The organism is Psychrobacter sp. H27, from assembly GCF_059072655.1.
The window spans coordinates 2,530,691-2,557,667 of record NZ_JCACRX010000001.1 but is presented as its reverse complement, the minus strand read 5'-3'; the positions used below and the strand labels follow the sequence as shown (position 1 = coordinate 2,557,667).

Annotated in this window: 26 protein-coding genes; 5 read left to right on the top strand and 21 right to left on the bottom strand. The window is 42.7% G+C overall.

Annotation, left to right across the window (positions count from 1 at the left end):
- Nucleotides 1-2 precede the first annotated feature (2 nt).
- Nucleotides 3-500 carry a hypothetical protein gene (locus AC5JPY_RS10460; protein ID WP_443526826.1) on the top strand — a complete coding sequence of 166 codons (498 nt, stop codon included), beginning with the start codon at nucleotides 3-5 and terminating at the stop codon, nucleotides 498-500.
- A gap of 120 nt (nucleotides 501-620) precedes the next feature.
- Here the strand turns inward: AC5JPY_RS10460 and AC5JPY_RS10455 are convergent, their stop codons facing one another.
- The 14 genes from AC5JPY_RS10455 to AC5JPY_RS10390 all read right to left on the bottom strand — a co-directional run bounded on the left by AC5JPY_RS10455 (nucleotide 621) and on the right by AC5JPY_RS10390 (nucleotide 13,669).
- Nucleotides 621-1,043: an ion channel gene (locus tag AC5JPY_RS10455; protein ID WP_371532716.1), complete on the bottom strand. Its 423-nt coding sequence runs from the start codon at nucleotides 1,041-1,043 to the stop codon at nucleotides 621-623.
- Between the two features lie 342 nt (nucleotides 1,044-1,385).
- Complete coding sequence (locus tag AC5JPY_RS10450; protein WP_240216647.1) at nucleotides 1,386-2,678, bottom strand: ATP-grasp domain-containing protein; 1,293 nt, start codon at nucleotides 2,676-2,678, stop codon at nucleotides 1,386-1,388.
- Between the two features lie 147 nt (nucleotides 2,679-2,825).
- On the bottom strand, nucleotides 2,826-3,542 hold the full coding sequence (tatC, locus tag AC5JPY_RS10445; RefSeq protein ID WP_443526905.1) for a twin-arginine translocase subunit TatC: 717 nt from the start codon (nucleotides 3,540-3,542) through the stop codon (nucleotides 2,826-2,828).
- Nucleotides 3,543-3,655: 113 nt separating this feature from the next.
- Nucleotides 3,656-4,027 carry a Sec-independent protein translocase protein TatB gene (gene tatB / locus AC5JPY_RS10440; protein ID WP_240216649.1) on the bottom strand — a complete coding sequence of 124 codons (372 nt, stop codon included), beginning with the start codon at nucleotides 4,025-4,027 and terminating at the stop codon, nucleotides 3,656-3,658.
- Between the two features lie 58 nt (nucleotides 4,028-4,085).
- Nucleotides 4,086-4,358 carry a Sec-independent protein translocase subunit TatA gene (gene tatA, locus AC5JPY_RS10435; protein ID WP_240216650.1) on the bottom strand — a complete coding sequence of 91 codons (273 nt, stop codon included), beginning with the start codon at nucleotides 4,356-4,358 and terminating at the stop codon, nucleotides 4,086-4,088.
- Nucleotides 4,359-4,435: 77 nt separating this feature from the next.
- A complete protein-coding gene (locus AC5JPY_RS10430; protein WP_290176788.1) occupies nucleotides 4,436-7,105 on the bottom strand; it encodes a copper-transporting P-type ATPase in 2,670 nt (889 codons plus the stop codon).
- Nucleotides 7,106-7,245: 140 nt separating this feature from the next.
- Complete coding sequence (locus tag AC5JPY_RS10425; protein ID WP_443526904.1) at nucleotides 7,246-7,479, bottom strand: DUF5676 family membrane protein; 234 nt, start codon at nucleotides 7,477-7,479, stop codon at nucleotides 7,246-7,248.
- Between the two features lie 476 nt (nucleotides 7,480-7,955).
- A complete protein-coding gene (locus AC5JPY_RS10420; RefSeq protein ID WP_290176789.1) occupies nucleotides 7,956-8,441 on the bottom strand; it encodes a DUF305 domain-containing protein in 486 nt (161 codons plus the stop codon).
- A 27-nt stretch (nucleotides 8,442-8,468) separates the two neighbouring features.
- Nucleotides 8,469-9,611, bottom strand: a complete 1,143-nt coding sequence (locus AC5JPY_RS10415; protein ID WP_493852418.1) for a copper resistance protein B — start codon at nucleotides 9,609-9,611, stop codon at nucleotides 8,469-8,471.
- Between the two features lie 25 nt (nucleotides 9,612-9,636).
- Nucleotides 9,637-11,337: a copper resistance system multicopper oxidase gene (locus AC5JPY_RS10410; protein ID WP_290176791.1), complete on the bottom strand. Its 1,701-nt coding sequence runs from the start codon at nucleotides 11,335-11,337 to the stop codon at nucleotides 9,637-9,639.
- Between the two features lie 118 nt (nucleotides 11,338-11,455).
- Nucleotides 11,456-12,091 (bottom strand): DUF411 domain-containing protein, encoded by a 636-nt coding sequence (locus AC5JPY_RS10405; RefSeq protein WP_371532718.1) that lies wholly within the window; start codon nucleotides 12,089-12,091, stop codon nucleotides 11,456-11,458.
- A gap of 139 nt (nucleotides 12,092-12,230) precedes the next feature.
- On the bottom strand, nucleotides 12,231-12,824 hold the full coding sequence (locus tag AC5JPY_RS10400) for a c-type cytochrome (protein WP_371532719.1): 594 nt from the start codon (nucleotides 12,822-12,824) through the stop codon (nucleotides 12,231-12,233).
- A gap of 105 nt (nucleotides 12,825-12,929) precedes the next feature.
- A complete protein-coding gene (locus AC5JPY_RS10395) occupies nucleotides 12,930-13,208 on the bottom strand; it encodes a hypothetical protein (protein WP_201588556.1) in 279 nt (92 codons plus the stop codon).
- 134 nt (nucleotides 13,209-13,342) lie between these two features.
- Complete coding sequence (locus AC5JPY_RS10390) at nucleotides 13,343-13,669, bottom strand: hypothetical protein (RefSeq protein ID WP_189585232.1); 327 nt, start codon at nucleotides 13,667-13,669, stop codon at nucleotides 13,343-13,345.
- 220 nt (nucleotides 13,670-13,889) lie between these two features.
- Here AC5JPY_RS10390 and AC5JPY_RS10385 point away from each other — a divergent pair, with 220 nt between their 5' ends.
- Both AC5JPY_RS10385 and AC5JPY_RS10380 read left to right on the top strand, forming a co-directional pair.
- On the top strand, nucleotides 13,890-14,609 hold the full coding sequence (locus tag AC5JPY_RS10385) for a heavy metal response regulator transcription factor (RefSeq protein ID WP_493852417.1): 720 nt from the start codon (nucleotides 13,890-13,892) through the stop codon (nucleotides 14,607-14,609).
- A 1-nt stretch (nucleotide 14,610) separates the two neighbouring features.
- Entirely contained in the window at nucleotides 14,611-16,080 is a 1,470-nt protein-coding gene (locus AC5JPY_RS10380; RefSeq protein ID WP_443527192.1) for an ATP-binding protein, read from the top strand.
- 604 nt (nucleotides 16,081-16,684) lie between these two features.
- On the opposite strand, the gene AC5JPY_RS10375 is transcribed toward AC5JPY_RS10380, so the two are convergent.
- Entirely contained in the window at nucleotides 16,685-17,044 is a 360-nt protein-coding gene (locus AC5JPY_RS10375) for a hypothetical protein (protein ID WP_493852416.1), read from the bottom strand.
- Nucleotides 17,045-17,079: 35 nt separating this feature from the next.
- Between AC5JPY_RS10375 and AC5JPY_RS10370 the strand changes: the two genes are divergently transcribed.
- Nucleotides 17,080-17,880 (top strand): NAD-dependent deacylase, encoded by an 801-nt coding sequence (locus AC5JPY_RS10370; RefSeq protein ID WP_493852415.1) that lies wholly within the window; start codon nucleotides 17,080-17,082, stop codon nucleotides 17,878-17,880.
- A gap of 99 nt (nucleotides 17,881-17,979) precedes the next feature.
- Here the strand turns inward: AC5JPY_RS10370 and AC5JPY_RS10365 are convergent, their stop codons facing one another.
- The 4 genes from AC5JPY_RS10365 to AC5JPY_RS10350 all read right to left on the bottom strand — a co-directional run bounded on the left by AC5JPY_RS10365 (nucleotide 17,980) and on the right by AC5JPY_RS10350 (nucleotide 21,757).
- Nucleotides 17,980-18,978, bottom strand: a complete 999-nt coding sequence (locus tag AC5JPY_RS10365) for an adenosine deaminase (protein WP_493852414.1) — start codon at nucleotides 18,976-18,978, stop codon at nucleotides 17,980-17,982.
- Nucleotides 18,979-19,210: 232 nt separating this feature from the next.
- Nucleotides 19,211-19,759, bottom strand: coding sequence for a TPM domain-containing protein (locus AC5JPY_RS10360; RefSeq protein WP_493843681.1), 549 nt, complete (start codon nucleotides 19,757-19,759; stop codon nucleotides 19,211-19,213).
- A gap of 68 nt (nucleotides 19,760-19,827) precedes the next feature.
- Nucleotides 19,828-21,006, bottom strand: a complete 1,179-nt coding sequence (locus AC5JPY_RS10355; protein ID WP_493852413.1) for a TPM domain-containing protein — start codon at nucleotides 21,004-21,006, stop codon at nucleotides 19,828-19,830.
- 124 nt (nucleotides 21,007-21,130) lie between these two features.
- Nucleotides 21,131-21,757, bottom strand: a complete 627-nt coding sequence (locus tag AC5JPY_RS10350) for a LemA family protein (protein WP_443527198.1) — start codon at nucleotides 21,755-21,757, stop codon at nucleotides 21,131-21,133.
- Between the two features lie 1,066 nt (nucleotides 21,758-22,823).
- On the opposite strand from AC5JPY_RS10350, the gene AC5JPY_RS10345 reads away from it, so the two are divergent.
- Nucleotides 22,824-24,362 carry an alanine/glycine:cation symporter family protein gene (locus AC5JPY_RS10345; RefSeq protein ID WP_319051746.1) on the top strand — a complete coding sequence of 513 codons (1,539 nt, stop codon included), beginning with the start codon at nucleotides 22,824-22,826 and terminating at the stop codon, nucleotides 24,360-24,362.
- Nucleotides 24,363-24,907: 545 nt separating this feature from the next.
- Here the strand turns inward: AC5JPY_RS10345 and AC5JPY_RS10340 are convergent.
- A complete protein-coding gene (locus tag AC5JPY_RS10340) occupies nucleotides 24,908-25,522 on the bottom strand; it encodes a fasciclin domain-containing protein (protein WP_493852412.1) in 615 nt (204 codons plus the stop codon).
- A 420-nt stretch (nucleotides 25,523-25,942) separates the two neighbouring features.
- Nucleotides 25,943-26,497 (bottom strand): fasciclin domain-containing protein, encoded by a 555-nt coding sequence (locus AC5JPY_RS10335; protein WP_319051748.1) that lies wholly within the window; start codon nucleotides 26,495-26,497, stop codon nucleotides 25,943-25,945.
- Nucleotides 26,498-26,977: the final 480 nt, after the last annotated feature.

Sequence of the window (26,977 nt, the reverse complement as noted above, 5' to 3'; positions counted from 1 at the left end):
TTATGACTCTTGTAAACCAATCGTGCCGAGCAGCAGCGTTAGCTGTGCTTGCCCTGATGGTGTGGAGCGTAAGTTTCTTTCTCCATTTTTTTTGGGAGATGGCACAGGTACCGTTCTTCTCAGGCATGGCAGAAGCGAGCCACTGGGAGGTGGTCTGGCTTTGTACACGTGCGACCTTCGGTGATGCCAATATTGCCTTTGGCGCCTACGTGCTTGGGGCGTTGTTTGTAAAAGACTGGTTCTGGATTTCAAAGCAGTGGCTTCTGTCGACTTTATCGATATACCTTGGCGTTGGCCTGATTGTGACAATACTCTTTGAATACTGGGCAACTGGAGCTGGCCAAAGGTGGAATTATAGTGGTCTGATGCCTGATGTTCCGTTACTAAGCATAGGTGCGTTGCCGCTCTTTCAGTGGATGGTCATTCCGATAATATTAATCTACGCTGTCAAATGGATGTTCCTTAGGTGGCTGGTTTCGAAGCGTACCGAACGCGAGTAGATCGAGTAAAGACAACCACATTCTCTCAAAGCGCTTCCGGAACAGTCAACATCCATGTCCTGACCTGACCTGACCTGAGGTATGAAACTCTGCTCGATATATCGTTGAGAGGGCGTTTAGCTAATTTGAAAGGGGTTTTTTACCACTCATGATCTGAAGAACAAAGGTTCCGGATACTGTAATCAATAGGAAACCGTGGAAAGCCTCCATAGCAGTCATGAATCGTAGATGTCCGTTGGGCATGAGATCGCCTCGCCCAAGCGTTGTGAAGTTGACTAGCGAAAAGTAAAAGTAGTCCATAAAATTAAGAGAGCTACCATCGCTAGATGAGGACGATACGAGGTTACCGACCTCAAGGTCGTGCACAGCAAACCAGAAGCCAGCAGCGTAGAGCAACGCCTCGAACGTATGGGCAAGTACGATTGAGCCGACTGCGACCCCAAGACAGTGTCCTAGACGGCGAGACGGCGTCACAAACTGTGACGAGAACTTTAACGCGCCGTAATGTATTGTCGTGCAGACAGCGATCAGAATCGCTGCCATTATGATTGCCAGAACCACTTTTTACCCTCTTCAAGAAAGTCATGTTATAGTCGAAGGAACGGCACAGATTACCACGCTCTATCTATCAACTGTAGTTGTTTCTTCCTATCGGTGTAAGCACAATAAGCCAGAAAAACTTATGCCCGTTTCGCCTCATAAGATAACGTATCCCTTTTATTCAGTATCGGATATAGTAATCCTAAGCCAATTATTTTGATGCAGAAAGTAATGAATAAAGAGTTGAATCATCATTTTTCCAGTTCAGCATGATATTTTGATTATTGCATTAGTACTTAGAATAATCCAAATAGTAAACACTGCTTAAAAGCCAAACCCAAATGATCACACTTGGAAAACAGGCGCAAATCCACCCCCTGGTGTGCGAAAATTAGTCGCTTGACCTTGATAGATACGCCCAGCAGTTAGTAACAGCTGTCCTGCATAGGTATAAAGACGTATATCTACTTTTTTGGTCGTCACAACATCATCGATTTTTATTGATCGCTCTGTAGCAGGTATAAAGGTCTGTGCAATATAATCCTCATCCAGAATGTTCTCAAAAACGCGTCGAGTGAGCTTGCTACCGCGATAGACGCCTTTGCTTCCATATCCAGCAACTGGCTTAAAAAACAATTGTCCCCGAGTACGCCATAACTCTGCTGCATCCTCTTTTATAACCATTTTGGTAGTTGGCACTGCCCTTTCTAGACATTTTGCATCATCATTATCTAGTCCCCACGACTGCAAAGTTTGCGGATCGGATAGTAAGGCTAAGTTGCGCTTATTCGCAAATATAGCATGGACATGAGGATTAGGCGTTACTACTACCGCACCCTCTAGATAGGCACTTTTAAGCACGGCGTGGTTAGGGTTTTCAAATGCAAAGTCGACCAACCGATTATAGATCATATCAATGGGCTTACCATGCGCTGTCAGCTTGCCATCAACATAGTTAATTTCAGACGGATCAAGTATAACGGTATCAATGCCCTTAGCTTGAAGTAGTCGGCAAGCCAGCTGAAACTCTAAATACATGAACTGACTTTTGGGATCATTATCGATAATAGCTATGCGATTAGGCATGGCAGTAGCCGATTGTCGCTGCCACTCTTGTATGAACATGTTAGTGACGGCTTCTTCAAAGCCATCAAGCATTTTAGTAGTATCAGCACTTTGCTCGGAAGGGTGGCAGCATTGTTTTTGTGCGCGGGCAAGTGCTACGTTTAAAAATGCGCCTCCAGCGTTAGTATTGATCTCAATAAGTTGAGGGCTATCGCTACCTAAGTGAAAGTCATAACCCATAAAGGCTCCTATTGGCCCTGGATCGAAAGCAGCAATTTTGGGTGCCCATGACAATACTTGCTGTTGGTAAGATGGAAGTCTAGCAGCCGACTCAATAGCTGCGACAATTCGCACCATTGTCTCTATCTCTGTTTTGGGGACAAACACCGGTGTTGCTGAAAAAATTTTATTAAGCTCATTAGCTCCTATTGGGTTGTCTCTAGTGTCTGACAATTGATTTTGAAGGCTAGTATTAAGTACTTTACGATCTAAAGTACGGCAATAGCACTCTTTATTAAGTTGATCTGCAAGATTGTCATTCACTTTATCTTGGTTATTGCTTAGGTGTTCCATTTAAATCTCATTACTAAGTTTAGTGGGTATGCTGATAAGGTTTAGAAGACAGCCAAAGTAAAAAAGGTATTTGAAATGTTTAAGATAAGGTTGTTTTTATAGTTGTTTTATAAAATAGTCATTGTGCGCCATAGCTACTTTGCGAGGTTAAACAGTTTTATGCTCTTCTTTGATTAGCACTTTTGCTAAAAACAAACCTAACTCGAACAGTAGCCACATCGGAATCGCTAGCAATAGCATTGAGACACCATCGGGTGGTGTAACTACAGCTGCCACAGCAAAACAACCAACAATGATATATCGGCGCTTACTCTCTAGACTCTGAGTGGATACGATACCGAACATTATCAATAGTAAAGTAACCACTGGAATCTCAAAAGTCAGTCCAAACACCATAAACAACTTGAGTGCAAAGCTCAGATAACTATCAATATCGGTCATAGGTATGACATTCTGCGGAGCGAATAGGATAAAGAACTTTAATACGCCTTTGAGTACCACAAAGTAGGCAAAGGCAACACCCGTATAAAATAGAAATATCGAAGAAAACAGCACAGGAATGGCAATTTTCTTCTCTTTTTTATATAAGCCAGAAGCTATAAATGACCAAATTTGATACAGAATATAAGGCATCACTACAAATGCAGCAACGAAAATTGTCAAGCGAATAGGTGCCATAAAGTTTGAGGTAATGTCAGTGGCAATCATAGTCGAGTTCGCAGGCAACTGTGCAACTAGAGGGTCTGATAAAAGGTTGTAGAGTTCACGCGAAAACCCTACCAATGCTAAGAAAACAATCAAAACGGCTACGCATATTTTGATGAGATGCTTGCGTAGTTCAATCAAGTGTTCAGTAATAGGCATATCACTGAGCGCATTCAGCACATTATCAGCCTCATCACTATGGGCAGTGTCTGGGGCTTTAATATTTGTATCCGCTAACTTTTTTTGTCGATTTTTTTGGCGTTTAAATAAGCTCATTCATTCACCTTTTCTATAGGTGAAGAAGAAATATTTGGCTGATGAGGATCGGTTGGTTGATGTGAAGCGTCTAAGCTTTGATTCTGCGAGTCTTCAAACTTTTGCATACTACCGCGCATCTCTGCTAGTTCACGCTTCATATCTGACTCAGTCTGACGGATTTTTGCAAGCTCATTTTGCATTTGTTGGCGCGTTTCAGCCAGATCAAGCTCAGCTTCTATTTCAGACTGTAAAATGGATACTGTACGGCGCAGTTTGGCATACCATTGCCCAGCCGTACGTGCGGCCTGCGGCAGTTTTTCTGGGCCCAATACGATTAAGGCTATGACGCCAAACAAGAGTAACTCGGAAAACCCGATATCAAACATAACAGACAAATATATTAATTAATAGGCTATTGAGTATCGCCATCTATAGCGGCGCATTTCATACTTTCTGCTTATTATCAGTGGTAGCAGGGTTGATTTCTATATCATCAGCCTGTGTATTTGAGTCAGTATCTGGTACTGGCAGATTGCCTTCATGACTAAGTGCGCGGTTTTTGCGAGTATGCTCGGTCTCTTCATCTTTTACCGCTTCTTTAAAGCCCTTTACCGCACCGCCTAAATCTTTACCCGCGTTTTTGAGCTTAGCGGTACCAAATACAACCACTACGACTACTAACAAAATCAGCCAATGTGTAATAGAAAAACTACCCATAACAGTATCCTTATTTTTAAATTCTAATAAAACCCGTATTGGGCATTACGTTTTGACAATTTTTCCTAACATTCATATCACAAGTCCAACCTACGTAGTCTAAGCGCGTTAACAATCACCGAGAATGACGACAAGCTCATAGCTGCCGCTGCTATCATTGGACTAAGTAGAAGCCCAAATACGGGATAGAGCACACCTGCGGCAATTGGGACACCAAGTGCATTGTAAATAAAGGCAAAAAACAGGTTCTGTCTGATATTGCGCATGGTGGCGTGGCTAAGCTTATAAGCTTTAGCAATGCCCATTAAATCACCTTTTAGCAGGGTGATACCCGCACTCTCCATCGCCACATCGGTACCCGTTCCCATAGCGATACCAACATTAGCCTGCGCTAGTGCGGGCGCATCGTTGATACCGTCACCTGCCATTGCTACCAATTTACCGCTATCTTGCATCTCTTTGACGATACGGTTTTTGTCCTCTGGTGAGACGTCGGCATGGACTTCATCGATACCTAATTTATTGGCGACTGCCTGCGCGGTTTTTTCGTTATCACCCGTTAGCATGACGACTTTTAGTCCCGCGTCATGAAGCAGTGAAATAGCCTCTTTGGTGCTTGGTTTAATAGGGTCAGCAACTGAAATAATACCAGCAGCTTTACCATCTATAGCCACAAACATTACCGTTTCACCGTCTTTTCTACGGACATCAGCTTTAATGGACAGCTCATTATCAAAACTATTTAGGCTTTCCATAAGCTTAGAGTTACCAATAGCGACTTTCTTACCATCGACCACGGCTTGTACGCCTTCGCCAGTAGTCGAATTAAAGTCAGTAGCTTTAGGAATAATGAGTGATCTTTCTTGAGCCGCTCTAACGATAGCTTCTGCTAAAGGATGCTCGCTTGCACTTTCTACTGCGGCTACCAATGCGAGGAACTCGTCTTCATCTTGACCTACCTGCGCGTCAATTGCAGTAAGCTCGGGCTTACCAGCGGTCAGTGTTCCGGTCTTGTCGACGACAATAGTATCGACTTTTTCCATACTCTCTAACGCTTCAGCATTTTTGATAAGCACGCCATTCTGAGCACCCTTGCCAGTACCGACCATAATCGACATAGGTGTGGCGAGTCCTAAAGCACAAGGGCAAGCGATGATTAACACTGCAATAGCGTTGACCAGTGCAAAGGCCATAGCGGGCTCAGGGCCGAATATCGCCCAGACAATAAAGGTAATGACGGAGCAGATAAGCACGATCGGTACGAACCACCCAGCTACCTTATCTACCAATTTCTGTATAGGTGCGCGGCTACGCTGAGCTTCGGCAACCATTTGTACAATTTTGGATAATACCGAATCTGCTCCAACATTGACCGCTTCGACCAATAGCGTTCCAGTGCCATTTACCGTACCGCCAGTAACCGTATCTCCTTGTGCTTTTGACACAGGGATTGGCTCACCCGTTACCATTGATTCATCAACATTACTATTGCCATCGATCACTGTACCATCTACGGGTAGTTTCTCACCCGGTTTAACCCGTAGCTTATCGCCAGTGACGACCTCATCAAGCGAGACTTCGACTTCGTTGCCATTTTCATCGACACGTCTTGCAGTCGGCGGTGCGAGCTCAAGCAATGCTCGAATCGCGCCTGAAGTTTGACTTCTGGCTTTGAGCTCTAATACTTGACCCAAAAGTACTAAGGTTACAATGACAGCTGCCGCTTCGTAATACACACCGACTTGACCATTAGCGTCTCTGAAACTGTCTGGGAAAATATTGGGAAAAAAGGTCGCGACAATACTAAAAATATAAGCAGCGCCTACGCCTATCGCAATCAAAGTAAACATATTGAGATTGCGGCTTTTTATAGACTGCCAACCACGGACAAAAAACGGGGCGGCGCCCCAAAGCACGACAGGGGTCGCAAGCACTAACTCAGCCCATTGTAAGATCTGTGATGAGATACCATACTGACTGAAATTAACTACGTTTACGTCAAACATACCGCTCATCACATATATTAATAGCGGTACAGTCAGTACTGTACAAACCCAGAATCGACGAGTCATATCATCGAGCTCTGAGGTATCTTCTTCACCGATAGTAAGCGTTTCAGGCTCAAGTGCCATGCCGCATATTGGACAGCCACTATTCTCAACATCTCTGACTTCAGGGTGCATAGGACAGGTGTAGACCGTGCCATCATAATCAGCAGGAACTTTGTCGTATTTACCGCCTTTGATAGATTTTACATCAGTGCTGTTAGAAGTATCCTTTCCATGACAGTGTGCATGACTGTCTTCATCAGTAACCTCGTTCTCAGGTTTGAGAAACATACCGCATATTGGGCAATCGCTTTTTTCCACATCTCTCACTTCTGGATGCATAGGACAGGTATAAACGGTTCCGCTATAATTTTCAGGTACTTTGTCGTAATTACTCTCTTTAGTAGGATGGGCATCGGTATTTGACATGCTATGGCAGCTTGCATGGTCATCTTTCATTGCTACCATCTCGGCAACAGTGTCTTCAGGTTTAAGAGACATTTTGCATATGGGACAGCCTCTATCTGTAATGTCTCTGACTTCCGGATGCATCGGACAGGTATAAATGGTTCCACTGTAGCAAGTTGGCACCTTATCGTAAGTGGTATCTTTATTAGATTCTATGCCTGTATTCGCTGTACTGTCACAGCAATCAGGGGCTTCGCTGTCCGAAGTATTTTTTGTCGTATCGTGTTTCATGACTATGTTCCCGTTATTGATTGCAATGATAGTTTAGGGCTAAGTCGCTAGCTTTTGATCCCATTCAAGATTGGTGCACTGTTCGTCTTTCTCAGCATAGCTGACCTATCTGAGCCGAAGATTCAATGGCTACGCTAGACTCATCCTGCTTTAGCAAACCAGCGATATAGCGGTACAAACACAATCGCAAAATACCAACCATAAAGATAGGATTCGACAAATCCAATTAGGAAACCTGACCATGTCAGCCATTCAAAACCAGGTAGCAGCGGTGCCCAAGCCTCATGCATGCTTATCTGCTCAGGTGCGAGTAGGCCAAAGCCTATGCACAAGAGATAGCTAATGAGCAGAAACAGAGAAACGCTATTGCCCACAGGACCAATTCTTAAAGTATTCGCTTTTGAATTCAATTCGTTTATCTTGACTCTCCTTGGTGGATGCTATACACCGCTTTCGTCACTACCAAACAACGGTATGGTATATGACCCGAGCATCCGAGCCAGAAAGCTTTGCGCAATAATTATAGAAAATTACATCAGTAGAGCATTAAAACCGGTCGTCAAACAGTCTCCATATACTTGATGCAAGTACGTCGCAGCACCGCCAGCTGACGGGTAAGCGTTAGAGATTTTGATATAGGAGTAAGCACTAAAAGAGACAACAATTGCAGCAGCCAGAAGGCCAGTAGGGAAAGTGAACCATGCATACTCAGCCTTTTATTGCTTTTTCATGAGCAATGTTTTGATTCTGTAGTGAAAGTAGCTTTGAATAAAAAGACCTATATGCTTAAGTCTATCATTTGATAGACCATTATTTTATTTGTTTAAAATATTCCTATCAGTATAGATCGTTATTCAAGCTCATCAATCAATTGCTTCATCTCAGCGATTTCACGCTTTTGCGCTTTAATAATATCGTCAGCAAGCTTTTGTACACGCGGATCTTCAATATCAGCGCGACTACTAGTGAGAATGGCAATCGAGTGATGCGGTATCATCGCTTGCATCCAATCGACTTGATCGACAGTTGCTTGTGATCTAACACCCCAAATACCAACAGCAAACATCAATACGCTTAGACCATAGATCATTAAATTGACTTTGGTCTTCTTATACATATTCGTCATAAATGCCAACATGACCACTGCCATACCGGCACCCATGTAGAGCGCCATGTAAGCTCGGGTTTCACTAAAATAAATATGATCCCATTCATAAGTATTGAAATACATCATGATGTACATCACAATCGTAGACGTCACAATCATCAGAGTGAACTTTACATAAGGGTTCATGCCCTGTTGATGATCCATGGTGTTTTGATCTGAAGCATTCATAGTATATCCCCTATTATTTTAATAATATTAGAACCAGAATTTGACCCCCGCAGTCAAACTACTGCTATCAACCGATTCATTTTCTTGACGTCGTTGACCACGAGCCTTGCCAAGCGCTGTCTCATAACTCACACCCACATAAGGGGCTAGCTGGCGACTGAACGTCTCATAAGTCAGCCTAACCTCGGCTTCCATTTCATTAAAGCCCTTGGTAATGCCATTATCATGGTCATCTTTACTAAAGGCAGTCAGTCCCACCTCCGGTATGACCACCCAATGCTGATCCAAACGCCATTCGTACTCTGCGCCTAAATCAAGACGAAGTTGACCATCGGTATATAAATAGGCTCTCGCATCTGTTTCGATAAAATACGGCGCGGTACCGACAATACCTGCCATAAGGGCAGCGTTATCGTTTTCAGTATCGTAAGCGACACCAGCTTCACCATTCCAGAAAATGCTCAGTGGTTTCCAATAAGCAAGCGAGCTCAAGCTATCGATTTCTTTATCATCTTTAGTCTGAGCACTACCTTCCGTGCGTAGCCTGATACGATTACTGTCAGTACCATACCAACCCGTCGCCTCGAAGTTGATTTGATCCTCATCAAACTGATAGCCCAAGTCGTCTACTGATACTCCCCATAATGGCATGCTGCCCATCATCATTGGCTTACCATACTGCCCGTAGGGAACCCCATTTGAATAGTCTGGACTACGAGCATCGGCTGGCGGCTGCCCGCCTTGCATCCCAGACATATCCATGCCGCTGTGATCCATGCCTGACATATCCATACCGCTGTGATCCATGCCTGACATATCCATACCGCTGTGATCCATACCAGACATATCGCCCGACATGTCCATGCCACTGTGATCCATACCAGACATGTCGCCCGACATACTCATACCGCTATGATCCATATCAGACATATCGCCCGACATGTCCATGCCACTGTGATCCATACCAGACATATCCATGCCGCTGTGATCCATATCAGACATATCGCCTGACATGTCAATGCCACTGTGGTCCATACCAGACATATCGCCTGACATATCCATACCGCTATGATCCATACCAGACATATCAGCAGCCGTTGCAAACGATGATGTGAGCAAGACTAGCGATGACAAACCAATGAATGGCAGATTTTTCTTAGATATTTTCATAATAAGCCTCATATTCGAAGGTTTGTTAAACGACGGCAACTTCTCTGAACATACCGGCTTCCATGTGATAAAGCAGATGGCAATGCCATGCCCATCGTCCAACTTCACCCGTCACATCGAAGCTAATCTTTTGCGCTGGCTGCACCACAATCGTATGCTTACGTACCTGAAAGTCTCCAGATGGGGTTCGCAAGTCGCTCCACATACCATGCAGGTGCATCGGATGGTTCATCATGGTGTCATTGACTAAGGTAATGCGTACGCGCTCGTTAGGTTTAATATTGACAGGCGTTGCATCCTTAAACATGACACCATCTAACGCCCAAATATAGCGTTCCATATTGCCAGTCAAATGTAATTCGATCTCTCTAGTAGGTTTGCGCTGCTCTGCCAGTACTTGCTCATCCACGGAGCGCAATTGGTCATAAGTCAACACCTTTCTATTAATATCACGCAGGTTAATACCGGGGTCATCGAGGTTCATACGTGGACTGTCGACACGCATATCAGATTTAAAGTCGTACTCGGTCTTAGCGTGCTTTGCTTTGTAGCCTTTGTCACCCATAGCCCCCATCATATCAGCCATGGTCAGCCATTCGATCTTATCCATAGCAGGTATTGCAGCACGAGCGCCTTTTTTGGTCGCAAGCGTGGTCGCGACATAGCCCGAACGATCAATGTTTTGGGCAAATATGGTATGTGCATCTTTGGTCGGCGTGACGATGACATCATAAGTCTCAGCCACCCCAATGCGGAAATCATCAACATCGACAGGCGCGACATCATTACCATCCGTTGAGACGACTGTCATCTTCAGACCCGGTATACGCACATCGAATATCGTCTGCGCCGAGCCATTGATAAAGCGCAGTTTGACGGGCTGTCCCGCTTTCACTAGCTGTGTCCAATTGGCGGCGGTGGTTTTACCATTCATAAGGTAAGTGAATGTCTTCTCACCAGACAGATCCGTAAAATCTGTCGGCATCATGCGCATCTTATTCCACATTTTGCGCTTGTCATAAGCGGCTTCTAAATCTGTTGCGGCAATATCAGACAATAGCTTTTTAAAATCTGGCAAGTGGTAGTTATCAAAGTCAGCGCGCTGCTTTAATAGCTTTAGCAAGTTATGCGGATCACGATGTGTCCAATCACTCAATAAAATCACGTGATCTTCGGCGACTGGATGACGTTCGCGGCCTTTAGGCTCAATGACGATAGCGCCGCGCATTCCAGTTTGCTCTTGAAAGCCAGTATGGGAGTGATACCAATACGTACCCGATTGAATGAGTTTGAATTTATAGGTAAAGGTACTGTTCGCAGGAATACCATCAAAGCTGATACCTGGCACCCCATCCATCTCAAATGGGACGAGCAAGCCATGCCAGTGAATAGAGGTCGACTCATTCATCTGGTTATGGACACGGATGGTCACGGTATCACCTTCTTGCATCTTTAGCGTTGGCGCTGGCAGCGAGTCATTGATGAGGGTTGCCATACTCGACTTGCCATTGACAGTAACGGGCTTCTTGCTGACATACAGGTCAAACTCATTACCGGTTAGGATAGGTACGATATGGTCAGATTTATCACTGTTGACGGCTACGTTTTGTTGACCTTTACCGAGCGCACTATTGGCAATAGATGGCAGTGTGGATAGCATGGATGCCCCTAATAGAGTAGAGGACCCTGTCAAAAAACGCCTGCGGTTAAGCATATTCTTGTTCATAATTATTTACCTAACTTAATCCATGAAATGGGAGTTGAGTCTATATATTTATCAGTCAAGCTTATGTCTTCGACAGCCCATTAGTAGAGCTGGATAAGCTATTTAAACGTCACTCAAACTATAATTGCTGCTGCGGTGACTCAATGGTTGCATAAATGGCTGTTGAGCCATCTTTGTTAAGCTGCATCACTTTATACGGCATAAATTTATCTTGATATTCCATACCAGGGCTACCAACTGGCATCCCAGGTACGGCAAGACCGATCGCATCACTTGGTGGGTTTTTTAGGAACTGTGCCATATATTTGGCAGGGACATGACCTTCAAATACGTAGCCGTCAGTAGTGACAGCGGTATGACAAGAGCGCATCTGCTGCGGTACGCTGTAGCGCTCTTTAAACAAGGACAAATCTTCGACGTTCTGTGCGGTTGCATTTAGGCCATGACCTTCGGCATAACCGACCCATTCTTTACAGCAGCCACAATTGGCATCTTTATAAACGGTGACTGAGATATTTTTTAGGATAGTTGGCTGGGTGTCTGAATGAGCACTGACAGGCATTATTTCCGCTTTTGGTTGCTCTGTTTGCGCGGTTTGCGTAGCGGTAGTTGGCTCAGTCGCTGGTGTTGAGTCAGCAGCAGCGTTAGGTTGACTACAAGCCGCTAATAATAGTGAAGATGTCATCATCACTAAAAGAACACGACCAGATAACCGGTTGTGTTCACTAGAAAATATATTGGTATAGCGTCTCATAAAATCACTCCTGAGCATTTATCTGACGATCAAATTTATAAAAATTAAAGCCGTAACACTGACCAAAGTGGTATTGGTAAAGCTTAAAACTCAAATCGCAAAAGGCAGCACTCTTGAGTACTGCATTTCTTACGAATAATCAATGTTGCATGCCGGATCCATCACCAGACATATCCATCTCACCATCAAATGACATGTCCAACACATCATCGTCTATCCTAGTCGTTAGCATGGTGTACTGATTTTCATCTAAGTCAGGTAACGATCTGATAAAAGCAACCATTGCCCACATTCTATCGTCATCGTGCGAAGCGCCCCATGCTGGCATACCTGATGCCATAATGCCGTGTTTGATGGCCCAAAAAGCTTGCTGAGCACCGGCATCGGTCTTATAGCGTTTAACCAAGTCAACATTGGTAAAACTTGGCGGCTTAGGATATAAACTGGCGCTAAAATCAGTGCTTTCCACCCCAGGAGACAAGTGACACCCTGCACACATATCTTTGTAATCGGCACCGCCCGAGCTGATCATTTCTGTCTTTTCTAAGTTGGGAACCGTAATGTCCTTACTAGCATTCGCTATTGAACGCGTGCGGGCAGTCTCTAAAAAATTGTAAACTAGCGGACTATGGGCTTGATCAGCGCCGATATTTATCACACCACTAGTCACTACAATAAAAATACCCACAATCGCGACAAAGACGGTAAACAGTATTCCTAGTAAAAACTTCATAGGTTTGTCCTAAAAATCCATTTTTGTTAATATCCAATTACTGCTCGACAAAACCATCTAACAATAATATTGAATTTCTACGATCCACTTCTATAAGATCAATGCCTAAGAGTCACTTTTACTAGTAACACAGTGCTTTTGATACATCGCTTTCATTTTGCTCATGTTGGTCATCATGGCTTTCATAGCAGGATCGTTCATATCCATTTTGCTATGATCCATTTTTCCCATCATATCCATGTGTTTTTCCATCTTTTCGCAGTTCATCTGATCTTTCTGCGCATGCATTTTTGGGTCATGTGCCAAAGCTGACGTTGAAACAACTAAGGCTATAGCAGTGGCTACGATTGATTTAGATAGTGGCATTGATTTGAATAATGACATGGTAAATCCTTATTTGATTTGGTATAAAGTCAAAAAATCTTTGGGGTGTTAAGTTATTTTAAAGCATACTTCATTGATTCTGACAGAGAGATGACAGCAAGATTACAATATTGTCATCTTGCTGTTTTTAGTTTTTAATGTTGCTTGTATTCATTTAGTATTGAGGCAGCATTAGAATCACGATCACGTCCATACTTATCTACGAAATACTTTTCAGACTGTAGATGCTGATCTTTGTGTTCGATCTCACAAGCCACTCGTGCATCATTATAGCGCTTCATTTGCGTACTAGAAACTTGAGCATCGTTGTGATCCAAGTTTTTTGCAAAGTCAGTAACCGCATCACAGTTATTGATGACTGAAGTACTTAGCTCGGTAGTGTGCGCATTAGCCGCAGTAATACCAATAAGTACAGAAGCCGATAGCAGTACTGCTTTTTTGAATGAACCATATGTTTTCATGTAAAACCTCTTTTGTAAGTTGTTAGATATTTGAATTGATTACCTGTGAAAATAATTCATAGTCGCTAGGTATGAACAACTATGTTTCATTCATACAGATTAGCAAAAGAAGACTGACAATCTGATTACGAACAGATGACATCTTTGTCAGCTACCAGTCAGTTTTGTCATCTGTGTGGGTTAAAACATTAAATAATTATAATCGTACTGAGGAATTACTATGAAAGTACTGCTGGTAGAAGACGAGTTGAAGCTTGGCGAATATATAAAAAAAGGCTTAACTGAAGCTGGGTTTATTGTGGATCATCATCTAACAGGCCTAGATGGCTATCACGCATTGATGACTGAAGAATTTAGCGTGATACTGATGGATGTCATGCTACCGGATGTTAGTGGCTTTGAGCTGGTGCGTAACTACCGAGCTGCAGGTAAGCATACTCCCGTGCTATTTTTAACGGCAAAAGATGACTTAAGCGATAAGATAAGAGGGATTGAGATTGGTGGCGATGATTATTTAACCAAGCCTTTTGCATTTGCAGAATTGATAGTCAGAATAAAAAGCTTATTGCGACGTGCCAATCAAGTCGATTATCAAAGTACGATCATGCAAATAGCAGATCTCAAAATGGATATTGCAAAGCGTACCGTACATAGAAGAGACCAGCCTATTAAATTGACCGCAAAAGAGTTCTCATTATTACAGTTTTTATTAGAGCGCCGAGGTGAAGTCCTACCACGCTCAGTCATCGCCTCTCAAGTATGGGATATGAACTTTGAAAATGATACCAATGTGATTGATGTGGCGATCAGGCGGCTTCGTATAAAAATAGACGATGAGCATGAGGCGAAGCTGATTCATACTGTGCGTGGTATGGGTTACCGATTGGAGGCACTAGCTACTGAAGTCCAAAGTGGTGCGGACGGAGACTATTCTAAATAGCATGAACTATAAACTCAAAAATCGGCGCTGGTCATTGCTATGGCGAACTATTTTCTTATTGACAGTCTTCGTTATCATCTCTCAGGTCATCATCTATGCGTGGGTGCAGCGCTCTGTGAGTGGACACTTTGAGCAAATGGACTCAGAGATTATCACCCATGCGGCTTTTAACCTGCGCAAACGCATGATTGATGTTAACGATCACATAGAACCATTCACAGTGTCAAAGTCCCAATCACTCATTAATGACAATCACTTGCATTCCTCTTGGCTAGATTATGATTTAAAAACCTTAGTAGCAGATAAAAAAGGCAAATTATTATCCAGTGACCCTAGTAATTTCATTCATAATTTACCGCCCGATTTTAGCTTGTTATCACTATGGCAGGATCATCACGATCAGCAGTTTATGATCAAGATAAATAATAGGCATTACCGAGCAATTATTATTCCAAATCAAGAGGTTTTGGCGTTTATTGCATTACCTATCGATGTGCATCATCAATATCTTATCCAGTTCAATCGCCAGCTGAGCTTGATACTTACTGCCATCACCTTATTATTAGTTTCAGTAGCGGCATTAAGTGTTTATTGGGGTTTTGCTCCTCTGGCCACTATCGTACAAAAAATGAAAGGCATAAACCTCCAAAGGTTAGACGAAAGAGTTGGGGTTGACGATATGCCGTTAGAACTGCGGCCACTAGCAGAGTCTTATAATTCGATGATGGTCAAGCTTGAAAGCAACTTTGAATCTTTGTCACGATTTTCAGACAATATCGCTCATGAGCTACGTACGCCAATAGCGACGCTTAGTACACAAACGCAGGTCATGTTAACTAAGCCAAGAGCTGGCGATGAATACATTGAGCAGCTACATCATCAGCATGATACGTTAGAGCAGCTGTCGGCTATGATAAACAATATGTTGCTACTGGCAAAAACTCAGAAAGGATTAAGTGACTCGCAAATCAGTCACGTGGATACAGTCAGCTTAATTACAAAGCTCGTTGATTACTATGAAATGATTGCAGAAGATCGAGGGATAATTTTTGAGAAATCGGGTAATTTCGAAAGAGTATTAGGTGATGAAGGCTTATTGCAACGGCTGTTTGCCAACCTGATGTCAAATGCCATTTATTACGCAGCTAGTGATAGTACTATCATGATATCCGCTACCGTCTTCACCTCAACCACCTCAATTAATGTAGCAGAAGACGAGGTTCGGCCCTCACAGCAGCCATGGTTAAGACTAACGATAACCAATCGTTTAGACAAACCGTTAGATCAGAGTCAAGCCGATAAATTATTCGAGCGATTTTATCGTCATGATAGAACTAGCCATAAGTATGCAGGTACAGGGTTGGGATTGTCTATCGTGCAGGCTATCGCTAATGCACATAAAGGTACGGTTGGTATCACTATCAAAGATGAGTATTTTTTTGAGGTTACTGTAGGATTATTGATGGCTTAACAAGGTAAATCAAAAGAAGATAAACTCAAAACGTTGTTGTCAAAAACTCAATATCAGAGTATTTGCAAGTGTAGTCCAGAACCGTTTCTTCAACGCATTCGAAAAATCGTTAAGATCTAAACTACGGCTGAAATACCTGACTATTTTTTCGAAATTATAGCAGCCCATTTCTACAGTAATTTCTTCCAATATTACTTTGATGAGTTAATAATTCGCTTAATCAGTAATTTCTGAAAAAGTTAAGTATAAAATACGTACATTAATACTATAAAAAATGATTTAATTATATACTTAACTAGTGACCAAAATTGATATCAATGTTGCTATAAAATACTTTAAAATACGCTAAACGTCATGGCATAAAATCCTTCCTATCCCTTTATTTATAATGTATAGTAGGTTTATATACATCAAAGTCATTTAACGAAATATGGTGGTTCCAGCCTCCGAAGCCGAGGGTCGTGGGTTCGATTCCCGCCGAGCGCACCAATCATTGTGTTTCACCCTTCCCTAGCATGACATCCACTATCTGCTACAGATAAGTACATAGCAAGGTAATACTTCTAAGTGCTGGCGTTTCTGTGTCCATATACTTTATACAAGCCTACTCTGCCTCTTGCAAATTGGCAGTCAGTTGAGCACGGCTGGGTACACGGTGATAATTGATCACTGGCACATCTCCTAGACGGCGCTGACTTGCGGCAATCTTCTTATCGATCGTAATCATCGCGACTTTTCTGCCTTGTTTGCTAATAAGCAAATGATTCACCTTGCGGGCAACGTTGTAATCAGGGAAATACTGCTTTAATAATGCGGATGTCTTGTGCAAGGCATCATTAGGTGTTGTTCTTTTTGACTGGTTACCACTCTTTTTACTTGTCTTTACTCCGCGGGACTTTGCAATAAACCACAAGATTGCAATGACCGCAAACAGTATGACAAGCCACCAAATTCCGTCTATCATAAGAAAAAATATCCATTATTAGCAAGGGTTGGCTCATGTTAGCAGAATTATCACCAGCGTTAATAGCAGAAGTAAAACGTGCAGCAAAACTGTTGGCAGCACAATCACGTATCTGTATCTTGACTGGGGCTGGCATCTCAGCAGAGAGCGGTATCCCTACGTTTCGAGATAAACAAACTGGACTGTGGGAAAACTACGGTGTCGAAGACTTAGCCACACCTGATGCGTTTGCTCGAGATCCAGAGCTAGTATGGTCATGGTATCAGTGGCGCAGACAGATAGTCGCAGACAAAGTACCTAACTCAGCACATCATGCGCTGGCCCAGTGGCAGTATCATGCACAAACCTCCGATCAGCAAGTGACCCTTATCACCCAAAATGTCGATGATTTGCATGAGCAAGCAGGCAGTACGCTTACTCACTTACACGGTCATCTATGGCGCAATCGTTGTGGACAGTGTGAGATACCCTACCAAGATCCATTAAGAGCATCATACGATGGCCAAGATACTGTAAGTTTTGAAGATGAGCTGATTACTTGTCCACATTGCAACGGCTATATTAGACCAGATATTGTATGGTTCGGAGAGACGTTGCCCGCGCAGGCGTGGGAGACTGCAGAAAAAGCAGCTGCCAAATGTGATGTGTTTATTAGTATCGGTACCTCAAGCTTGGTCTACCCTGCTGCTGGGTTATCACAGTTAGCCAAACAAAACGGCGCGCAACTCATTGAGATAAACCCCGACCCAACACCCAATACCATAGTCGATATCACATTAGCAGAAAAGGCTGGCGTCATCTTGCCATTACTTATAGAAGAGATTACGTCTTTATAATAGCTACTACTGATAAATATTATTGCGGGATAAACAATAAAAAAGGCTTAACGATTTATAAAAACCGTTAAGCCTTTTCGATTAAAAATTCTGTAACGCCTAATCCAGCGCCAGATCAACTTTCGCTAAATAAGCGTCTTTTAGCTCATCACTGATGAACGCAGATCTAAAAGAGTTCTTTACCAATTTGACAATATCTTCTTCTGTGATTGGTAGATTCTCATGTAGATTGATAAAGTTTTGGTTCACGTAGCCTTTGAAATACGCAGGGTCATCTGAATTGACACTGATATTGAGACCATAGTCTAAGAGCTCTTTGATATTGTGTTCTTTATAAGTATCAAACACTCTCAATTCGATGTTTGAGTTTGGGCAAACGGTCAACGGCATCTGCTCGTCTTTGAGTCTTTGCATCAGCTCTGGGCTCTTTATAGACTGTACGCCATGATCGATTCTATTGATATTTAGCAGATCAAGTGCTTCATAAATATATGAAAAATCTGCTTCTTCGCCTGCATGTGCCACCAATTTAAAGCCTTCTTCTTTGGCTTTTTTGAAGACTTCCTTGAACTTCGATGGTGGGTTACCCAATTCTGAAGAGTCAAGACCAACCCCGATGATGTCATCTTTGTAATCTAGTGCTTGCTCTAGGGTCTCAAATGCTTCTTCTTGCGATAAATGGCGCAAGAAACACATGATGATGCAAGAAGTGATGCCATACTTTTCTTTAGCGTCTGCTAACGCTTCTTTGATACCTGTGATTACCGCATCAAATGGCACGCCGCGCTCTGTATGTGTCTGCGGATCAAAGAATATCTCTGTATGAACGACATTGTCTTCGACACACTTCAAAATATATTCCCACGTCAAATCGTAGAAATCATCTTTGGTAAGTAATACATTTGCACCCGCATAGTAGATATCCAAAAAGGTTTGCAAATTGGTGAAGTTGTAAGCGTTGCGTACGTCTTCTATATCTTTGTAAGGAATTTCCACATTGTTCTTTTTGGCCAGTCTGAACATCAGCTCAGGCTCCAATGACCCTTCAATATGTAGGTGTAGCTCAGCTTTTGGTAGTTTCTTTATTAATTCAATCATAGTATTCCAATAATGGTGTTATCGAGACGTGCTTGTCATCAATGCTATATATTCTTGTACTGTATTCCAACCGTACATATATCAGGCATTATTTATCGCTAGAGGCTCTATTTTAGCATCAAAATCATATCGCCTAAAACAAAACGCTTTGCTCATACCCTTTGCTCATGTAAATCAAGCAGTCACCCTATTTATAGAGCCAACTATCATATACACAGCTTACAGGTCACTGCTATTTTAAAAATACCACGGTATCAGACAGCTCATTGCCTGCTGGGTCATGTTCGAGCTGATAATACTGACGCAGTAGCTGTCCTACCTCATCGAGTAAGTCAGCCAAACTCTCTTCTGTTTTTTGACTGGCAATACCTGATACTGCCTTTTCGCACATGGCACGCCAAACAGTCGGGCTAACGTGAGCACTAATACCGCGGTCAGCGACAATCTCTAGCTGATGCTCACAGATATTGACGTAAATTAGAACGCCTGTGTTTTCTTCAGTATCCCAAACTCGATACTCACTGAACAAATCAATCGCACGCTCTCGGCAATCCATGTGATAGGCATCTTGAATAGGCAAGTGATTTTCTACAATCAAAAAAACCTCACCGCGGTGTCCAAGCTCAGCTCGTGTCACTGCTTCTGTGAGACGTGCCCGAGCTGCTGCTGTTAGCCACTTACTGTGTAGTAACGGGACAAACAAGACCTGACGCCACCAGCGAGCAAAGCTGGATGTCGAGCTAGAAGTTGAAACGGAGTTTGTAGCGTGGTTTTCTGCCATTATATTATTTCCTCAAATATATCGTTCTGATGGTTGTTTTGGTCTATTACGTAGAACTTAATGGGCACTTACCACGAGCCACCAGCGCCGCCGCCACCAAAACCACCACCGCCGCCGCCGAAGCCGCCGCCACCAAAACCACCGCCGCCAAAGCCGCCACCACTTCCACCGCCCATACCAGGCAAGAAGATCATACCACCTCTGCGTCCACCTTTACCGCCGCCGCCTTTACCACCACCGCCGCCACGCGAAATCAAGAACATCCATATAAATATCGCCATAATCAGCGTCATAAAAAAGCCGCCGCCTAATGCCAACGAACCAGCAAAAAATCCACCTGCCGTGACAATCGAGCCAAACACTCGGCCCAGGATATTGGTGATAAAGCTACCAAATATCATCGCCATAATAAATAAGAAAATAGGAGATGGCATCTCCTCTGAACTTTGCTGAGCATTACGCTCTGCAGCTTGTGCATCAGCACGTGCCAGCACTTCAGGATCAGCGCTCAGACGTGTTTTGAGCGCATCCACACCTGCCAGTATCCCACCACCATAGTTATTCTGTTTAAATAGTGGTGTGATATCTTCTCTAATAATACGGTTGACTGCCGCGTCTGGGAGCACACCCTCCAGTCCATAACCAGTTAGAATATACATATCACGATCGTTGACTGCGACGACGATGAGCAAGCCATCATCGATAGCGTCATCACCTAGCTCCCATTTCTCTGCAATCTGTAAAGCATAATCAAATATAGGTAAGCCATTGGTCGTCGGTACGATGACAACTGCTGCTTGAGCCAGCCCTTGCTGATAGATATTTCTCAGCTGCGCCTCTAAACGCTGTTTTTCTTGTGGGTTTAGGATATTGGCCTGATCGACAACTGGCTCATTGAGTATGAGTTTATCGGCATCGACGCTCTGGGCGCTTGAGGTTACTGGTGGTTGGGCTTGTGCCTCAGCTGTTGCCTCATCATTCGCCGCGCTTGGATTGATAGCATCATTACCTAAGACCGCACCATTAATGGCATCATTATTCAATACTGCATCATTGATAGCTTCGTTAGACTCTCCTGCTTTTACAATGGCTACCAGATCTTCAACGCTACGGTTTTGTAGATTTGAGCTACTATCTGTCGCAGCAGCATTGCCAATATCATCACCTGGTGCAGCATGTAGCACTGATGTTCCACCGATGCTCAGTGTCAACAATAATGCTGATAAGATTGCTTTTGAATTATTCATCTAATCTATACCACCTCAAATGACATTTTTACAGATTGATAGACATTAGCTAGGCGTCATTACGTCATCAGCTAAATAAATAGAGCGGCATACACCGCTCTATTTTGTATATTTTTGACCAGTACTACTCTGCTGCTGCAGAATCTCCAAAGTCGACACTGGGTGCGGTCGAAATAGCTTCCTCATTAGCAACACTGAAGTTTGGCTTGGTATCCATGCCAAATACTTTTGCCGTGATATTGGTTGGGAACTGGCGCACCGTTGTATTGTAACCTTGCACTTCTTGGATGTAGCGATTACGAGATACAGCAATACGGTTTTCTGTACCCTCTAACTGCGCCTGCAGATCTTGGAACAACGCATCTGATTTTAGTTCAGGATATCGCTCAGATACTGCCATTAAACGTGACAGCGCCCCAGTCATTTGCTCTTGCGCCGCAGCGTAACGCTCCATTGCTTCTGGATCGTTCAGTACTTCAGGTGTCACAGTAATACCGCCAGCACGTGAGCGAGCTTCAGCTACTTGGGTGAAGACCTCTTGCTCTTGCTCAGCATACTGCTGTACAACCTTGACTAAGTTTGGCACCAAATCACTGCGACGCTGATATTGGTTGACCACTTCTGACCACGACGCTGTTACTTGTTCATCTTGCGCCTGTAAGTTGTTATAACCACAACCGCTTAGACCGACCGTAGAGGTTGTCAATAGTGCTGCTAGCAACATCGGCTTCATAATTGATTTGCGCGTCATCTTTGTTTCTCCTAATAATGATAAATAACAAATATCTAATAACCCATTTTTAATAATTTTTGCGTATATATCCCAATAATCATCGAGCAGTCACATATGTTTTGTATTTTATATCGAAGCGACTGCTTATAAGCAGTCAAAATACAATATGCGCAAGACTCGTTATTCTTATCGACGATCGTATCGATAACTTCCATATATCGACAGCTTCTATATATTGGTAATCGATTAATAATGTCGATAGCTTACAGGATGTCATGATAATAATGGCGCTATCGCAAAGCTTTTACAATTGACCGTTACCAAAACACAACCACGTGCGTCACCAGTTATCTGATTTTGCGACTGTACATAGATTGGTAGGTTAGTAAACCGGTTCAAGTAGACGAAAAGTTGTATGTATACAAACAATTATTTATATCCAAACCAAAACTTGCTAATGTATCTATCAAATAAAATTTGAATATATCTGCTCTCTACAAAGAAATTTCTAGTAATTAGCATAAAAATATGGCAAATTGCAGTTACGTAGCCGTACGGTTTGAATACATTTGGTAGTGGACTTATAGTTTGATACGTATTAGCGAGTTGGTAGCTGAGACATAAAAACGTCAACCAGCCACCAAATCTCTTCTAATGCTATCAATTCGCCATATCAGCAGTGTAGTCAATCGTAATGGCTCATAGCAAATTGAATACCATCATCATGACGAGTATTTAATTATATAACCGCCTGTTTTATCCGCGGGTTAACTGATGACTCATCTCATTCATAGCGTGATGATAGGACACCGCACGAATTGATGCTGTATAACATTTACAAACGCAGCTGATATTAATGCTATCGACGATAAGTACTCTGCACATGGTTTTATTGTCGATAAGCCAAGCGGATAAATACAGACAACTACAGTCCATTTTTGGTGGCTAAACACGTATGAGACTTAACTAATAAAGATATGAGTCAATGCAGATAATTTAACTGCTTAACTTAGATAAGTAAGTTAACCAGTTAATTTACTCCTAGCATACAGAGCCACCTCAAGACAGTACTAGGAATATATATATGGAAGGTTTAGTTAACTTAGTAAATGGAATTATCTGGAGCCCAGCACTGATCTATCTGTGTTTGGGTGCTGGTCTATTCTATTCCATCATGACGCGCTTCGTACAGGTGCGTCTATTCGGTGAAATGATCAAGCTCCTATTCACTGGTAAATCTAGTGCACAAGGTATTTCATCATTTCAGGCACTAGCCGTTTCCCTCGCAGGACGTGTGGGTATGGGTAACATCGCTGGGGTAGCTGCTGCTATCGGCTTCGGTGGACCAGGTGCTGTATTCTGGATGTGGGTTGTGGCTTTCTTAGGCGCATCTACTGCCTACGTCGAGTCTACCCTTGCACAGATTTATAAAGAAAAAGATGTGGTAACTGGCGAATATCGCGGTGGCCCTGCTTATTACTTTGAGCGTGCCCTTGGTCAAAAGTGGTACGGCATCCTCTTCGCAATCTCTTCTATCTTAGCTTGTGGTATGTTCCTACCTGGTGTACAGGCGAACGGTGTTATCAGTGCGTTTGCACAGGTAATGGGCGAAGGTACGATCATGAACGTTGGTGGCCTAGAAGTCGGCTCTATGCGTCTAGTGGCACTAGCTATTATCTTAGTCGTACTAGGTATCATCATCTTTGGTGGTATTAAGCGTATTGCAACCTTTACCGAGTACGCCGTACCTTTCATGGCACTTGGCTATATCGTTCTAGCGTTGATCATCATGTTCGCTAACTTCAGCATGATCCCACAAGTATTTGGTATGATTGTTGGTGATGCGTTCACTGCACAAGCAGGCTTTGGTGCAGCGATTGGTTGGGGCGTAAAACGTGGCATCTACTCTAACGAAGCGGGTCAAGGTACAGGTCCTCACGCTGCTGCTGCTGCTGAAGTTGAGCATCCATCACAGCAGGGCCTGGTTCAGGCATTCTCAGTATATGTTGATACACTGTTAGTATGTTCTGCTACTGCCTTTATGATCCTAACGATGGGTACATACAACATCCAAGGTACGCTACCTGATGGTCAGTTCATCGTTCAAAACGTTGCAGCGACTACTGAAATCAACGCGCCTGCCTTTACGCAGATGGCAATGGAATCAGTATACGGCTCATTCGGTGATACCTTTATCGCTGTCGCTGTATTCTTCTTTGCCTTTACAACTATCCTAGCTTACTACTACATCGCTGAAGTAAACGTCACTTACTTGACTCGCTTCATCGGTCGCGGTGCGCACAAAACGGGTCTATTCTTGGTTAAGATCTTGATCATGGCAATGGTTGCTTATGGTGGTCTAAACTCAGCTGGTTACATCTGGGCAATTGGTGATATTGGTGTTGGTCTTATGGCTTGGCTCAACATTGTTGGTATTTTGGTTATCTTCATTGTGGCACGTCCAACCCTTACCATGCTTAAAGACTACGAAGCACAGCGTAAAGCTGGTGTAAAACGCTATAGTTTTGATCCTGCTAAATTCGGTATCAAGAATGCACCTTATTGGGAAGAGCGTCATCTAGAAGAGCAAAAAAGAATGAATGCAGATCCACTACGCAAATAACATATACGTAGATAATACGCATAGTATGTTTTAGAGTAGGTACTGCTCACTCTAATAAAAAGCCCGAGGCAATGGTCTCGGGCTTTTTTGTTGTCTTATTTTCGTACATACCGTTGTAACGACTATTGCAGTAGGTTTAGATAAGTTTAAACCTTACCCCCCATGCAACCTTCACTCTAGTAGCAACCCTGTCTAATCAAAATGCTTCTTAATAATATCTGCTTTCAGTAGCCCAACGAGTAGCCTACTCTTTTATGCTTATATCAGAAAAACTGCTCATCTTTTCCAAGATAACTGCAACGCTAAGTATTTTTCTGATATATGCTCTTGTCATCTAAACACTCAAAGCACTTTCGTAGCTTTTTTATTATCAGATTGCGCTTTAGTTGTTTGAGACGTGACGACTATTTCCTTATCTTGCAGGTTCATTATCTTATAAGTACAAAAAAGCCTAGCACTATGGCTAGGCTTTCTCTGTAAAATCAGTTCTATGGTTCAACGTTATCAAATGTGAATCATAAGACTAACCTACATTACAGAATAGTTTACTCAGGCATCAACACTGCATCGATAGTATGTACTACGCCGTTTGTCGCCATGATGTCTGTACCAGTGATGTTTGCTGTACCACCAGTAGCATCGGTAATCACGTTATCTTCGCTGATAGAAATTGTGTTGCCATTCGCGGTTTCAATATCAGTACCATAAGGGATATCAGCAGCTTGAACTTCCATTGCTACGACATGGTAAGGAAGTACTGTTTTTAATAGGTCTGTATTGGCCAACAACTCTTCTTTGGTCACACCTAGTTTTTCTAGTACAGGAGCAAATGCATCATCGGTTGGCGCAAATACAGTGTACTTAGTGTCTTCCATTAGCATGCTGTCAAGACCAGCTGCTTGTAGCGCGGCTGTTAGGATAGTTAGGTTTTCGTTGCCTGCTGCTAGCTCTGCGATGGTTTGCGTCGCTTCCATATCCATATCGTCTGCCATTGGCTCTGCTTCAACCATTGGATCAGCCTCTACAACAGGCTCCATAGCCACTTCTTCAGTGGTAACTTCAGGCTCAACTGGCTCAGCAACGGTTTCAGTATCGTTACAGGCTGCTAGTGACATGGCTGCTGTTACGACTGCGATAGATAATAAGTTCTTCTTTAACATGGGTATTTCCTTTTATATAATTGGGTGCGTCATTTATTTAACAATGGATTGTTTTCAATAAATATAACAGTGACTGATATATTGTAAATATGACCAATCAATCAGTCATAATGTTATGTCCGCTATATCAATAACTACAATTCTAACGGTTTAATTTTTAATTGATACTTACTTAAGTAGTGGCACTGTATCAATCACGTATACAGCATTATCAACTTGTATATTGGTTATTGCGATATTTGAAATACGAACACGTTTCTGAACATCAATACTTACAAGATACATCTGTCATAATGGTTAAATAATCGTTGTCAGTTCTTTCCTAAATCTTAAAACAGCTATTATTCAATGATAAATTCATCAAATAATAGCTGTCTACTACTCAAGCCTTACTATAAAATTTGAGTTTTTTTACTGGTCTTATTTAGGTAGTAGTACTCTATCGATAACATGTACAACACCATTAGTAGCTGCAATATCAGTTTTTACGATATTAGCAGTACGGCCGTTTTCATCCATCAGTTTACCTTGGTTGGTAACCATCAATGTATCTTTGCTTGCAGTCATGACGTTGCCTGGCTTGACGTCTTTGGCATACATCGCCATGTCGCTACTAACTACGTGGTAGCCCAAAACTTTCGTTAGCAATGGCTTGTTCGCAAACAACTGCGCTTTGGTCATGCCTGTTTCTTGCAATGCTTGCATGAATGCAGCGTTAGTTGGTGCAAATACAGTATAGTGTGCGTTAGGATCAGATAGCATGCCTGTTAGGCCTGCTGCCTGTACTGCTTCTACCAATACTGAAAAATCAGAGTTGCCCTGAGCAACCTGTACGACGTTCATTTTTGCCATGTTTTGGCTGTGCATTGGTGCTTTCATGTCTGCGCTTTGCGCTGGCATCATGTTGTTACAGGCACTTAGGCCAGCAACAGAAATGGCTAGTGTACCGATAGTAGCAAGTTTGGTTAATTTCATAACATTATCCTTAATGATTGAGTATTTGTTAGCTATAGTTTTACAGGTCACATTCGCTTCTTATACAAGCTGCTTGTTTTATATAGTAACTTGAACTACTACCTCATATTGATACGAGAATACCTGTCTGAGCTACTTAAGCAGTAATTTTTACTTATAAGCAAAACTAACGAAGACCTTATCTTTCTGAAATCAAATTAACATTTATAAGACAACTATCAACCTGCCTTTACGCAACTTTTTGTAGTACAGGTGTAAACTCTGTCGCACTTGTAAGAACAACCGTTGACTTTCATTTGTAAAACCAAAGCTTTATGTAATCTCTAAGCGAAATGATATTCATTTGTTCTTATTTTCTATACAACATAGAATCGATATCATGCTGTAAGCAGTGCCGCAGCCAAACTGCTTGTCTATCGCAAAAGTAGAATAGGCAGTATCCACGTAGGCGATATGTTTCATGCTAGAATAATGCGAATT